The organism is Leptolyngbya cf. ectocarpi LEGE 11479, from assembly GCF_015207065.1.
Classification (GTDB): domain Bacteria; phylum Cyanobacteriota; class Cyanobacteriia; order Phormidesmidales; family Phormidesmidaceae; genus Leptothoe; species Leptothoe ectocarpi.
Window position 1 is genome coordinate 1 of record NZ_JADEXP010000175.1, and the last position, 12,985, is coordinate 12,985.

Consider the following 12,985-nt stretch of genomic DNA (forward strand, 5'->3'; position numbering starts at 1 on the left):
GCCCCTGACGGTCGCACACTGGCCTTTGGCAGCCCCGGTGGCTCTACCATCATTACCACCGTTGTGGGCATTGCCACGAATCTAATTGATTTTGACATGCCCCTGCCCCAGGCCATTAGCGCCCCTCGCCTTTCCCAACGCAATGGCAGCAACACCACAGTAGAGCAAGCGTTAGCAGACACCGACACAGCCGCCGCCCTCGGTACCCTGGGGCATCAGCTAAATCCGGTGACTGAAATTGGTGCTGCGACGGGCCTAGAAATTTGGCCTAAGGGTGAAATGCAGGCCGTAGCAGAGCCCAGTAGACGGGGTGGTGGGGCCGCTATGGTGGTGACGCCGTAGTTGCGCTGGGCAGCATTGGGTATCATTCATAAACGTCATGTGGACAGTCTAAGAACTGCATCCATTGGCAACGACATCTATGGCGACACGTTATGGTGGTTTATTGGGGATACTAGAAAAAATGCATAATGCTCCAGGGTGCTCACCTATAGACAACTAAACCACCATAAATAGCCAAATAACAGGGACGCGATCTGCTAACAGTGCTCCAAGAGTTTGACATATCAATTACAGCCGTCGGCAATGACCGATATTTGGTGCGCACGGAGCAAGTGACCCCCGGAGTTCCCCTTGCGCAAGAACAGTTTCACTGGCCCATCGACCAGTGGCTAGAGGAGGCATCCACCTTAATGCATGATCCCTTGCTCGGGATCCTTAAAGGTGAACCGAGCCAGCGCTGGGCCTCAACGCCTAAATATCGTTCCGGCAAGAACGACGATGATGCTGCCACTCCGTTACCCACGCTTGTCAGTCTGGGGCAAGCTCTTTACAACAGCTTATTTGATCGAGCCCTGCGAGATAGTTGGCTAACAGCCCAGGGCGTCGCCCAAAACCGACGATCGCCTTTGCGGTTGCGACTGGGCCTTAAAGGAGAAAAGCTGCAGCAGCTACCTTGGGAAGTTTTGCATGCAGGCGATCGGCCCCTCGGCACAGGCACCGATGTCACGTTTTCGCGATATCACCTCGGTCGTCGGCAAGGGTACGACCGTCCGATGCCCACCGTTCCTGATTTTGAGCAACCCCTGCGGGTCTTGATGGTGATCGCCACGCCGACCGATCAAGATCGATTAGAACTTGCTAATGAGGTGGAGCAGCTCCAAAAGGAGCTACACCCCATGTCAATGCGCTCGGGGAGCGGCTACAATCTCCTGCCTAAGCAACAGCTTGATGTACAGCTCACGGTTTTGAAACAGCCTGGTCGGGCTGAACTCACCCAGGCCCTAGAGCAAGGTAATTACCAGGCCCTGCACTACGCGGGCCATAGCAACCTGGGTAATGCGGGTGGAGACCTATATCTAGTTAGCCGTCAAACAGGGCTAACCGAACGTATTAGTGGTGAGGACCTAGCAGGCCTACTGTCAAATAACGGTGTCAAGCTAGCCGTCTTAAATTCTTGTCGGGGGGCCTATGCTCAAAGTGCGGGTTCAGAGGTGGGCTGGCATGAGCAAAACTTAGCCCAGGCTCTGGTCAATCGCGGCATTCCTGGCGTCATTGCCATGGCCGAACGCATTCCTGACAATGTGGCCATTACCTTTACCCAGCTGCTCTATCGCAACTTAAAGCAGGGTAACCCCATCGATCTGTGCTTAAACCGTACCCGTCAGGGGCTGATCTCGGCCCACGGGTCCCATTACAGCTATTGGGCACTGCCGATTTTATACATGCAGCCCGGATTTGATGGCTATCTTGCCAGTAAGCCTGGGGAGGATAATAGTGCCCTTGATAAGTTACTGAGTGAATCGGAATCGGCCTTAAAGGCCTTAGATCCGCAGCCAGCTGCTATGCCTGGGGGCAGCGACTCGGCTGACTCGACTGCGGCCAGCAATATTGAGCCAGCTCAGGTTGATTTAGACGACCTTGTCGAGACGGTCGAGCTAGACGAATTCCTGCGCTATGACGACGATAGCGATGATGCAACCGTACCAGAGCTAGTGGAAAAGCTATCCCAACCAGCTACGTCCGATCAGGTCATGCTGGCGGATGTTGATGAGTCACTCATTCCTGAGACGCTGGAAACGCCAGGACTCGATCTATACGAACAGCTGCCTAAAAAGCCAGAGCCCCAGCCTGAAGCAGACGACGAAAAAACAATCTATAGTGAAGGCGCTCGTCCTAGTGAGCTGAATCAGACTGAATCCGCTGTAAATCAGCGAGCGGGTATTTCCAAACGACGGCAGCGACAGGTGGTGCTGGGGGTTGGAGCCGCAGCGCTGTTAGGAATTGTCGGTGTAAGCCTTAGCGATCCCTTGGGTTGGGGACCGTCGCCGGTATCACCTCCGCAGCCGACTCCAACCGCCGATTCGTCTCCTTCCAGCGTACAGAGCGTTAGCCAGGTCATTTCAGGAGATCCTGGCAAAATCGTTGAAGTGCTCGCTGAAAAAGCAGATACTGAGGGTCTTGCAGCCGCCCTGAAGTTAACGGATGCTTTGTATTCTGAGCGTACAAAACAGAGTACCCCCACGCTCTTTTTTTCTAAGGGGCAGTTTCAATGGGCCATGCTCAAAGTTAACGATCCGGCGCTAGGGATAAAACCCTCTGATGCGGCCACGTCTTGGGAAGATGCCCTGACAGTAAAGTCTGATTGGTTAGATGCCCAGGTCGCTTTAGGCTTTGCCCGCTATGAGCAAAACTTGACGGATAATGCGATCTCACTCTGGGAAGACGCCATTGACAACGAAACTGAGCAAAATATCCCAATTGTTACCTTCGACGACGATGACCGGCGTTGGCCCATGCAGTTTCATGCCTATTTAGGATTAGCGATCGCATATCACCAGAATGCCAACCTGGATGTTAACAATGCTGAGAAAGCAAACTCCCTAGCAATTGCTCAGGAGCATTGGCAAAATGCCATAGACATTGCGGGTGATGGCAATGAATTAATTAACCCAGAAGAGTTAGGAAACCACTGGCTATGGTCAGAAAAAGCACTGATTGGCTGGCGAAAAGCTCGCAAAGGACTAGCTGAGTCAATTGGCCAGTCAAACTGATAGAGTGCTCTCTGTCATGGCACCACTATTAGCTACATCTTTGAAGCCTCAACAAGCAAATAGCATTCTCAGATTGATCAAGTTTAGATTGTTAGAGTTTCCTAACAGCTTAAAGACAAATTAATTAAGTTTTCCCGGCTGTCGATATTCTTTTTCCCAGCATCGCTGTAGATACTGGATGTTATGTTTCTGCCAAAACCTAGACGGCCTAAAAACTGTTTTGTAGTGAGAACTAAAGACCGGCTGTTTAAGGTACTGCCAAAGGGGAAATTTCATTATCAATTGACTCAGAAAAATAAATAAGAGCGATCACCAACAGCTAGATGCCAGTGAAAACAACAGTGTTTAAGTAAAAAAATAGCGCTACGAATGTCAGTATAAATTCACCTGCACGGTACTAGCGATTAGTACATTTCACAGTTCGGCTCACCTCCTCAATCAGCAGCAACCAAAATCATTAATAGCTCAAGCAATAGCTAAGTCGCCACTGGACCCTTAAACACTTTTACAAACTATAAGTAACTAACAATAATTTGAAGTTTTCTCATCACCTATAATCTTCGCTCTGACGGCTATTGTCCTTCAGTATAAGCACCTTACTTTTAAATTCTAAGCCTGTTCCTCAAGTTGGAAAATTACTTCATCCAGCTTAAAGAAAAACAACACTATATTTGTGGTCACAAAAAATAGGCACTCCCTTGATTGGGGAGTGCCTATTTCAAAGTATTGAATGGAGCTGACGGGAGTCGAACCCGTGTCCGCCCTGAGTAATAACACGCCACTCATTCACAGGCTTAGCCTATCTAACCCTCTAGGCGGGAACCGCTCATTATCCCGAGCGGTGGGATGCTCTGATGAAGGTCTTTGTTAGGTATCTCACCAGAGAAATCAACCTAACGCATCCGTTGGGGTTAGGCTTATCACCCTTAACGGAGTCAAGTGATAAGCGCTCGAACCTGAAAGAGGTGTTTAAGCGGCAGCTACAGCTACGTGCTTACGAGCGAAAGGTACGATGTTGTTTGCATCTGTATTTAGTTGAGTCTTTATTTGCGAGAGGTGACTCACTCTCGGCCTGTATCACAACGCGACTTTCGTCAAAACGTCGAAACCGTTACAGCCCCTTGGTTGATAGTCCTAAATAATTAGGATCAGCCTTTTCGAGGCATCTACCATTATAAATCGAAATTTAGAATCTGGTAACCGTCAGTAATAAATGTAACTAAGTCCTATCGGTCCGTAATAAACTGCGTCCACCTCCAGGCCTGAAGTTTTTTCATGGAGAAAACTCTAGGCTGCCCCTGGGGTAAGGTTTGGAGAGGATTTAGTGAGGGCGTTATGGCACTGATTAGCTTTAATAAACTAAAGCGGTTGTTTTTTAACTTATAATTAACTATTGAGATATGTGTATCGCCGTAAAAGCCACAGACGGGTGTCACAGGCATTACTTCACTTAGTAGTAGGGGTTATAAGGTTATGAGCAGCGACGCAGCGGAAAATACCAACACGACCACCAAGTCATCGGGTTCTTCAGGCCGTAGCCAGAAAAAGGGGGCAACGTCGTCTGAAAGCAACAGTGGCGGTATCGTCAAAGCTCAGAAGCATGACATCATTGTGCTACATGACCATAGCCGCGTGGTAGAAACCGATACGCTGCCTAACAATCGTCCAATCACCGTGAGCGATGTTGATGTCGTTCATAGTTTGTCATCGGCTGGGATCCGTCCAGTTATGTCCGATAATTTTGAAATCGCGAGTACCGATCATCTACCGGGTCATCGACCTGTGGCTGTGAGCACTCTAGTGGTTTCGGATCTAGATACGCTGCCGGGTCATCGACCCATTGCGTCTAACGATATTGACGACGATCCTGTCGCTCTCATGGGTTATTTAGATTAGACGCGTAAGCACAACGTTTTAGATGCGTAGGGGCGCTCCATGGAGCGCCCCTACGCGTTTGTTGGGATTAATCTAAGTTATGGCCGGTTAATTCAACAAAGATATCCTCAAGGTTAGAAGAGCGGGTCATCATACCGGTTTTGTCAGGCTGCTGATCAAGGTGCTGATTGGCCGCTTGCAATGTGGGAAAAAAGGTATAGCTCCAGCGGTCGCCCGTTTGTTTCATGACAATGCCTTCGCCATGGTTCGTCCGTAATTCAGCCAATGTCCCCATCTCAATTAGCTGCCCCTGGTCCATGATGCCGATGCGATCGCACAGGTATTCCACTTCTTCCATGTAATGGGTGGTGAGCAGCATGGTCATCCCCTGCTTTTTATTCAGATCTAGAATTATTTCCCATAGACGGCGACGGGTTTGCGGATCGAGGCCAACGGTGGGCTCATCGAGGAAAAGGATTTTGGGCTGATGCAGCAGAGCACGGGCAATTTGTAAACGGCGCTTCATGCCGCCCGAGAGGGTTTTAACCTTATCATCACGACGCTCAGCCAGTTCCACATAGGCCAGCCATTGATCAATATCTCGCTGCCGCTGGGGATTGGGTAGGTGGTGCATTCTGCCATGGAACTCCATATTTTCCCAGACAGACAGATCGCCATCGACGCTGGTTTGCTGGAGCACCACACCAATTTGACGCCGCACTTCGGCCTTTTGTCGATGGACATCATAGCCAGAGACAACGATGTCTCCTTGAGTGGCTCTAGTCAGGGTGGTCACCATGCGAATCGTAGTGGATTTGCCTGCGCCATTAGGTCCAAGCAGACCAAAGATTTCACCCGGTTGGATGGTTAACGAGAGATCGTTAACCACGCAGGTGTTGTTATAGACTTTGTGAACGTTACGCAGGCAAACAGCCGCCACCATGGGATGTTTTAGAAAAAACTAGAGTTATGGATACAGTTGTAAAACATTGATGCCCATGAGAGCAAAGATCAGCAACCAAGTTTTGTTTATCCATCAGGATGATGTCCCCCCCTATAAAAAGCAGGGATCGACGGTACGCAATAGCTATTTTTGGGCGCTTAAGTCCATTGCTGACCGAGCCAGGTTTAATCAGGATTGGGAATTTGACGAAACTGTGTGGATTGCCCTAGCCCGTATGCTGATGTCATTTACGGAGTCAGGCTATTTAGGATATCGAGAGACAATCCTAGAGTTTCATCCTGAGGATAGGATTCCGGCAGAACTCAAGACGGTGGGCACTTGGAGTGAACTCGAAGATTAGGGCGGCGCACCTAGGACATCCCTCGGACATAAAAAGGGGCAAGCCTTGACTTGCCCCTGATGCTCTGACTGAACGGAAAAATTAATGCTCAATGGAGATTGAAGATATCTCTAAGCTGTCTGACTCTTAGGTCAGCTCTACATCAAACCTAGCTGGGACAGGATGCCCTGGCCAGTCATTAGCTCAGTAGCCAGACCGACAACGAAACCGATCATGGCCAGACGGCCATTCCAGTTTTCAGCGATTTGAGTAAAACCAAACTTTGCGTTTTCTTCTGCCATGATATGTGCGTCCTTCAAACGAAACGTTGAGGTGGGTTAACACCTATGTAACTAAATGTTAATCACATTTCTTTAAATCGGCAACGTTAGTTTTAAAAAGCTTGAATGAGGCTTGAATAAAGGGTTTCAAATGTTTGCTATGAACATTTGGGGCGGGTGGTAGGGCGGTTATCCGCCAGCGAGCAGGATGATGGTGACGAGGATGATGGTTGCGATCGCAACCGCCAGCACAACTTTCCAAACAGCCACAGGACGCTCGCCCATCACCTTACCGGTTTGGGCATTAATCATCACCTGATAGGTTTTGCCCCCATAGCGATAGGTAGCCATCCACAGGGGCAGCAAAATGTGCTTAAACGTTTCTTGGGAATAGTCCGTTGATACCGAGTGGACTCGTTGTTCATCACCGCCAATATCCGAACGCACATCGCTGTGAATCGTGGCAGCCATGATTGACTTAGCCTGTTCAAACCCTTCTTTGACCGGGATCTCATAGCGCTGGGCCTGAAATCCTGCCAAATATTCAGCGCTGTAGGGTTTCAGGTTTGAAACCTGCACTGTCGGCCATAGCTGCCGCAGCTTTTTGTCACTAATGGCCCGCGTCGCTGGCACTAAGACATCATCAAAAAAACGAGATACCCGCCCAGATGCCGAATACCATCGGGTTCGCTGCACCTGACGTGTCTCGGTTTCCCGCTCCCCATCGGAGTTGGTCGTCGTGTAGGTCTCCGTCTCGTAATAATGCTCGCCCCGTTGCCCCCGATAGTGGCTAGCTGTTTGGGCATCGTAGGTCCAAAAGGGCAAATAAACACCCACAAGCGCCTTGCTTTGGGCCAGCTGCTTGAGCTTTCCAGGCAAGAACAGGGCCTTGAGGTCTTTCCAATCCCAACGAAACGCTAGCCAATCGCGCAAATTTTTGAGCGCCACCTTACGACCCACGGTAAAAGGAATTAATGCTGACGGTGCCAGGGTGGGGTCAGCTGGATGACTCTCCTGCGTCACAATGCTGGTCGCACAAAACGGACACTTACCGGCTACATCTGGGGGCTCAAAGGTAATGGTGGCCCGACAGCCAGGACAGTTGACTGCTTGGGCTGTGGTGGCCAGCTGGGCAATTTGGGTGCGGTTAGTGTGAATAAACGCTGCCAAGTCATGTTCCTGCAGCGTCGACCTGAGTTTGGTCGCCGTTACCTCTGGTGTGGCTTTGCTTTGACCGCAGTAAGGGCATTTGAGCTGCCCCAAATCTGGATCAAAGGCCATGTCAGCTTTGCAGCCAGGACACTGATACTGATTGACGGATGAAGTCGTGGGCTCCATTTCAAACTTAAGCCCCCGGTGGCGGCGGTGGCACACTGCTCAGCAGCGACTGCAGCTCGGGGACTGTATTAGCTGGTTGCCAGCTGGCCATGCCCTGTTTCCAGACGTTGGATTCAGCCGTTAAGCCATTGGAGATCAGCTGGCTTTCAGGAAAGGGTCCAAAATTTTGGCCATCGCGGGTGATATACCAAGCCGCCGCTGGCATGGGTGGGGGTGGGGCCGCCGGAGCCGCAGGAGCTGCCGGAGTCGCAACAGGAGCTGCCACCTGCGGGTTCATGGCGTTAGCCATTTGCTGCCCCATGGCGATACCGACACCTAGATCGAGACCGGGGCTACCTCCACCAGGATTTTTGGCTGATTGTTCAATGGCGTTAGCGGCCTGGTATTGGCTGTATTGCTGCATATTGCCCAGGATACCGATGGAGGCGCGCTTATCCAGAGCAGCCTCAACTTCAGGGGGCAAGGAAATGTTTTCAATCAGCAGCTGTCGTAGCTCGAGGCCAAACTGCTCCATGTTGGGCTGCATGGCGTCGCGTACCTGCTCCCCCATGGCCTGATAGTTGGCGGCTAGGTCAAACAAAGGCGTTTGGTCTTGGCCCACACTGGTGGCAAAGGCGGACACGATCATATTGCGAAGGTGATCGCTAATCTCGTCCGTTTGGAACAAGCCATCGGTACTAATCAGCTGCTCCAGCAGGGTGCGCGCATTATTTACTCGCATTGTGTAGGTGCCGTAGGCACGGAGGCGCACTGGGCCTAGCTCAGGGTCGCGAATCGTAATGGGGTTAGCGGTGCCCCACTTGAGATTGGTAAAAATCTTGGTATTAAAAAAATAAACTTCGGCCTTAAAGGGGGAATTAAAACCGTATTTCCAGCCCATTAGGGTGGTAAGCACGGGCATATTCTGAGTCTCTAAGCGATGGCGACCGGGCTCGTAGATATCGGCCACCTGCCCCTCGCCCACTAAGATCGCCACCTGCCCAGGGCGAACAATCAGCTGTGCCCCCATTTTTATTTCGTTTTGAAACCGCTCGAAGCGATAGGCAATGGTGTCTTGCGATGGATCGAGCCATTCAATAATGTCAATGAATTCGGCCCGAACTTTTTCAAATAAGCCCACTAGTGCGCTCTCCGTAGCAACGGTATATCTGTTCTAAGAGTTACCTTTAGCGTTCCCTGGACATGGGGTTGCCCGTAACCTTTATAGGAATCAATACAGCTTAATTGGTTCCGATTCCGTAGGGAATCGGTGACTAGATAACTTTTTGCTCAACGCCAAACCCCACTAACCCCAGTCTCTCAAGCGGCTGACCTGCCGGTGGACGCAGATAGTTGAGAATACGTCGAATCCGGGTTTCAGGATTAATCAGAGTGATGGAGTCTACTGATACCACACGGGTATAGTTGGTGGTCATCAGTAGCTCGTTGGTATGGCCATCAAACCGAAAGCGGGAAATAATCGGGCGCGCTTCTTCGTAGGCGCGATCGCGTAAATAATCTCCCTCTAGCGTATGCTCCGTTTCATTGCTCACAACAAATAATAAGTTCAAGGACTGGGAGACCTTTTCGCCCTTTTCAGACACCGTGTTAAAGGCCAGATGAAACCCAGGCAGCGCAGCTAACTCCTTGACATCTTCATAGGCATTGTCTGCAAGTACTTTTGCCTTTAGCTCAGGGGTCAATGGCGACACTTGAAAGTCAGTATGGGAACGCTCTACTTCGTTTTGAGTGAGATAGTGGTAAGTACGCTCTGTAGACCAACTGCCAACGCAATGGTCAAAAAATGTATGGAAAACTGAGCGAAGCTCCATAAGATTGCTCTCGAAAGGGTTTTATCTTCCTTATGATAAATGGCTAAGTTACGCCCACTATCTGACTGAAAAGAGCCCTGTACCGCTAGTTTCTATTCGTTATGTCACACGCTACTGATGTTTCTACCTTGCTTAAGTGGATGGCTGCTGATTTTAGCAACCAAGACCAAGCAATTGAGAATCCACCCTTTTTTGCCCATATTCGGGTGTGTATGCGGCCTTTGCCAGCGGGCTTTTTGTCGGGGAGCTGTTTGTATTTAGAGCAGGCCTATGACTATATGCTGAGCCAGCCGTATCGGGTCCGGGTGTTACACTTCTTTCCCCAGAAAGATTACATTCTGCTCGAGAACTATTCCTTTACGGAGCCAGAGACTGTAACTGGGGCCGCTCGTGATCCGGAAAAACTAGCCACATTATCAGCAGATCAACTCGAGAAAATGCCGGGGTGTGACATGACCGTGCGCTGGACGGGCCACAGCTTTATTGGCAAGGTAGTGCCAGGCAAAAACTGCATCGTTGTCCGCAAGGGCAAAACCAGCTATCTAGACAATGAATTTGAAATCACTGACGATAAACTCGTCAGCTACGACCGTGGCCGCGACCCAGAAACCGATGAGCTACTGTGGGGTTCCATTGCTGGACCGTTTGAGTTTGAAAAACGCCAGCGGTTTGATGGTGAAGTCCCCGTCTAAGGACAGCCTTAGCTAACGGCAGTCGGTTGTTTCGCCAGGATGAATTCTAGAAAGGCATAGGTGGTGGCGGTATCAAAGCGGAATGTTTTGCCGTCATAATCCACTAAATAGTCACCGTCCACCTCACCGCAGGCAGTGCAGGTAAATGCTTTAGCTACCAGCGCATCTACACTAAGCTCGCGGATGCGCTTTGTTAGCCAGATATCTAGCTGAGCAAATGTCGGTGAGTCGAGGCTAGCCTGACGCTGTGCTTCATAATCCATGATAGATATGCTTTCTGAGGGGGCACTGCTATTATGCAGCCAAAGTCTATCAGGATTCTTAAAGCACTCTGGGAAAATCTTGAGCGTCACTGAGAAACCTCCTAACGGTGAAGTGTAGCGACGGCAATAACCTTCAGCTTCCATAGGTATCTTGTGCCCGTCCGCTGCCACGTAAGGATAGCTGGATTACCTTGCTGGTTTTTACCAACTATACGGAGTTCACTGACGTTCCGTAGTCAGGGGCTTCGCTCATTTTGTCGAGATAGGTGATGGCAGCTTTTGCGAAAATAGATTCTTCTAGATAGTGCTTAGCGACTTCTCCAAGGGTTGCCTTGATGGCTTGTGCGTGGCGTTCTGGGTTGAGAAGTTGCTGGCGGAGAGTTACTAATTGATGATTTGGAGATCGTTTGATTTCAGTGAACTCGGCATCAATGATAGTCAGTGCTTCAGTTTCAGTGGTGACGTTGGGATACTGCTCCTGGAATTGGGTGAACAGAGTTCGCAAATTCTCAACAGCAGCTTTTATTTCGGGATCAGTTGCATGGTTATGTTGGGTCTCGATATAGGTGCCCACACGTTCGAAGACTTGGACTTTTTTTGCTTTTGGAAAGCTGTATTTTAAGGGTTCTGTCATACTGCTCCTGTCCGTTGTTTATTCCCAGAGTCGTTGAATAGCATAGGCATCCATTTGTGTATCATAGCTAATGAGAGATAGAGAATGGTTGATAGCTTGGGCAATGAGCAGTCTATCGAAGGGATCGCGATGGTGCAGAGGCAAGGACAGATAGATCTCCAAGTCTTTGAAGTTAATGGCCAGTTGAGTAATACCGAGGGCGACCAAGTTAGGCTCGATAGTGCTGAACGGGGCGGACAGTTCGAGTTTACCAATGTTGGCTTTGATGGCGATTTCCCAGAGCGAAGCAATGCTGACAAAGACGGTGGGTGTGGTTTCAATTTGGCTGCGGGTGCTTGTGGGGAGTCGAGGATTATTGTCGAGAAACCAAATAAGAGCGTGGGTATCGAGTAGAAGAGACATAGCTACATATAGTCTTTAAGGTCTTCTAAAGGTGCGTCAAAGTCTTCAGCCATGGTAAACATGCCTTTCATGGTTCCAGCCTGACGATATTTTTGAGGTGAGCCATCGGCAGAAGACAGCTTAGAATATTTAGCAGCCAGATATTCGGCATAGTGGAGGATTTCGGTCTGGAGATTGGGAGGAAGCTTATTCAGGGTGTCAATAAGTTGGGAAGAGATCACGGACTTAGTCTCCAATAATGTTGATGAATTACGACAGTAGGTTTATCTCTAGGACGGAGGCTCTTTCGTAGAAGATTTTTCATGATAATGATCTACTCGCTCAAAGATTTTAGGAGCTGTGGCATTGGAAAAAATATATGTTGTTTGGCTAGCAGATGCCCGGTCTTCATTTTGAATTTCTAATTTTTCATTTTGAATGAACTCCTGCCAGATTTCGTAGTTGTAAAACTTACAATTTTTCTGTATTGCCTGCAGTTGATAAGTCAAGTCATCATCCAGCAACTTAGTTTTGGAAGAGCGACTTAAAGCTCTTGAAACACCCAAATCTGCAATATTTACACCACTTAATTTAACCAAAGACTGTGCTGCGTAGCAACGAACCTTTTGAGTTTGATCATTCAACAAATTTTCTATGCTTGCCAACACAGAAGATTCTGTTTTGATATAACCCAATGCTGCGGTAGCAGCTTCTCGAACTTCTCGAGTTTCGTCTTTCAACTTTGGAGATAATTTTTCTATGACTTTCTGGGTGTTAAAGCCACCTAAGGCTTCTGCAGCTTTTGCCCGAACAAGGTAATCCTCATCTGCCAATAAATTTACTATCCGCCCTATTACGACCTCGTCATCTAAAAGATTTAAAAAATTACATAGCCTTCCAACAACTTCCACAGCTTGATAGCGCTGATTAGAGTCAGAAGACTCAAAAACAGAAATTAGCTCAGAAATAACTTGTAAATTTCCTATTCTTTCTAATGCTTCAAATATAGTCCACCAATCAGAAAAGTATATCATCCCAAAAGCTTGTTCGTGTAAGCTTTTGATAAGTTCTTGACGTACTCGACTATCACCAAGCTTGCCTAGCGAAATTACTACTTTTCTTTTTAGTAACCGAGAGCTATAGCCTGAATCATTGCTTAATGTCTCGTTCAGTTTATAGAGGCTTGGGATAGCTCTCTTATCACCTATTTTTCCTAATGCTTCAATTGATTCATCTCCAACTTGTGCATGCCAATGGTCAATGTAGTTAATTAAGTACGGAACCGCTACAGGATCTCTCAGTTCGCCAAGTACATAAATCGCCTGTTCTCAAGGAGTTGAATTTCTTAATGCATTAAGTAGCCCTGGTATTGCT

General features: G+C 48.8%; 15 protein-coding genes, 1 other RNA gene and 1 pseudogene. 5 read left to right on the forward strand and 12 right to left on the reverse strand.

What is annotated here, in order from left to right; all coding sequences use genetic code 11:
- Window positions 1–342 (forward strand): gamma-glutamyltransferase (locus IQ260_RS17745; RefSeq protein WP_193994446.1); only part of this gene is annotated, 342 nt, incomplete at its 5' end.
- A 203-nt stretch (window positions 343–545) separates the two neighbouring features.
- The gene (locus tag IQ260_RS17750; protein ID WP_193994447.1) at window positions 546–3,053 is read left to right on the forward strand and encodes a CHAT domain-containing protein; all 2,508 of its coding nucleotides are present in this window, start codon (window positions 546–548) and stop codon (window positions 3,051–3,053) included.
- Between the two features lie 728 nt (window positions 3,054–3,781).
- Here the strand turns inward: IQ260_RS17750 and ssrA are convergent.
- Window positions 3,782–4,174, reverse strand: a transfer-messenger RNA (tmRNA) gene (ssrA, locus tag IQ260_RS17755).
- A gap of 352 nt (window positions 4,175–4,526) precedes the next feature.
- Between ssrA and IQ260_RS17760 the strand changes: the two genes are divergently transcribed.
- Window positions 4,527–4,949 carry a hypothetical protein gene (locus IQ260_RS17760; protein WP_193994448.1) on the forward strand — a complete coding sequence of 141 codons (423 nt, stop codon included), beginning with the start codon at window positions 4,527–4,529 and terminating at the stop codon, window positions 4,947–4,949.
- A gap of 67 nt (window positions 4,950–5,016) precedes the next feature.
- On the opposite strand, the gene IQ260_RS17765 is transcribed toward IQ260_RS17760, so the two are convergent.
- Window positions 5,017–5,871, reverse strand: coding sequence for an ABC transporter ATP-binding protein (locus IQ260_RS17765; RefSeq protein WP_193994449.1), 855 nt, complete (start codon window positions 5,869–5,871; stop codon window positions 5,017–5,019).
- A gap of 55 nt (window positions 5,872–5,926) precedes the next feature.
- Here IQ260_RS17765 and IQ260_RS17770 point away from each other — a divergent pair, with 55 nt between their 5' ends.
- Window positions 5,927–6,232: a hypothetical protein gene (locus tag IQ260_RS17770; protein WP_193994450.1), complete on the forward strand. Its 306-nt coding sequence runs from the start codon at window positions 5,927–5,929 to the stop codon at window positions 6,230–6,232.
- Between the two features lie 137 nt (window positions 6,233–6,369).
- On the opposite strand, the gene IQ260_RS17775 is transcribed toward IQ260_RS17770, so the two are convergent.
- The 4 genes from IQ260_RS17775 to IQ260_RS17790 all read right to left on the reverse strand — a co-directional run bounded on the left by IQ260_RS17775 (window position 6,370) and on the right by IQ260_RS17790 (window position 9,641).
- Window positions 6,370–6,513, reverse strand: coding sequence for a chlorophyll a/b-binding protein (locus IQ260_RS17775; protein ID WP_193994451.1), 144 nt, complete (start codon window positions 6,511–6,513; stop codon window positions 6,370–6,372).
- Window positions 6,514–6,681: 168 nt separating this feature from the next.
- The gene (locus tag IQ260_RS17780) at window positions 6,682–7,830 is read right to left on the reverse strand and encodes a hypothetical protein (protein WP_193994452.1); all 1,149 of its coding nucleotides are present in this window, start codon (window positions 7,828–7,830) and stop codon (window positions 6,682–6,684) included.
- A gap of 7 nt (window positions 7,831–7,837) precedes the next feature.
- Window positions 7,838–8,950 carry an SPFH domain-containing protein gene (locus IQ260_RS31730; RefSeq protein ID WP_193994453.1) on the reverse strand — a complete coding sequence of 371 codons (1,113 nt, stop codon included), beginning with the start codon at window positions 8,948–8,950 and terminating at the stop codon, window positions 7,838–7,840.
- A 133-nt stretch (window positions 8,951–9,083) separates the two neighbouring features.
- Window positions 9,084–9,641, reverse strand: a complete 558-nt coding sequence (locus IQ260_RS17790) for a phycobiliprotein lyase (RefSeq protein ID WP_193994454.1) — start codon at window positions 9,639–9,641, stop codon at window positions 9,084–9,086.
- 101 nt (window positions 9,642–9,742) lie between these two features.
- Here IQ260_RS17790 and IQ260_RS17795 point away from each other — a divergent pair, with 101 nt between their 5' ends.
- The gene (locus IQ260_RS17795) at window positions 9,743–10,333 is read left to right on the forward strand and encodes a chromophore lyase CpcT/CpeT (protein ID WP_193994455.1); all 591 of its coding nucleotides are present in this window, start codon (window positions 9,743–9,745) and stop codon (window positions 10,331–10,333) included.
- Window positions 10,334–10,341: 8 nt separating this feature from the next.
- Here the strand turns inward: IQ260_RS17795 and IQ260_RS17800 are convergent, their stop codons facing one another.
- From IQ260_RS17800 to IQ260_RS31900, 6 genes and pseudogenes are all read right to left on the reverse strand, one after another.
- The gene (locus tag IQ260_RS17800; protein ID WP_228016213.1) at window positions 10,342–10,596 is read right to left on the reverse strand and encodes a hypothetical protein; all 255 of its coding nucleotides are present in this window, start codon (window positions 10,594–10,596) and stop codon (window positions 10,342–10,344) included.
- Window positions 10,597–10,804: 208 nt separating this feature from the next.
- Complete coding sequence (locus tag IQ260_RS17805) at window positions 10,805–11,230, reverse strand: hypothetical protein (RefSeq protein ID WP_193994456.1); 426 nt, start codon at window positions 11,228–11,230, stop codon at window positions 10,805–10,807.
- Between the two features lie 18 nt (window positions 11,231–11,248).
- A complete protein-coding gene (locus IQ260_RS17810; RefSeq protein WP_193994457.1) occupies window positions 11,249–11,632 on the reverse strand; it encodes a type II toxin-antitoxin system VapC family toxin in 384 nt (127 codons plus the stop codon).
- A gap of 2 nt (window positions 11,633–11,634) precedes the next feature.
- Complete coding sequence (vapB, locus tag IQ260_RS17815; protein ID WP_193994458.1) at window positions 11,635–11,853, reverse strand: type II toxin-antitoxin system VapB family antitoxin; 219 nt, start codon at window positions 11,851–11,853, stop codon at window positions 11,635–11,637.
- A 48-nt stretch (window positions 11,854–11,901) separates the two neighbouring features.
- The gene (locus IQ260_RS17820; protein ID WP_193994459.1) at window positions 11,902–12,645 is read right to left on the reverse strand and encodes a HEAT repeat domain-containing protein; all 744 of its coding nucleotides are present in this window, start codon (window positions 12,643–12,645) and stop codon (window positions 11,902–11,904) included.
- 138 nt (window positions 12,646–12,783) lie between these two features.
- Window positions 12,784–12,930 (reverse strand): annotated as a pseudogene (locus IQ260_RS31900) (HEAT repeat domain-containing protein); the annotation flags it as partial.
- Window positions 12,931–12,985 lie beyond the last annotated feature (55 nt).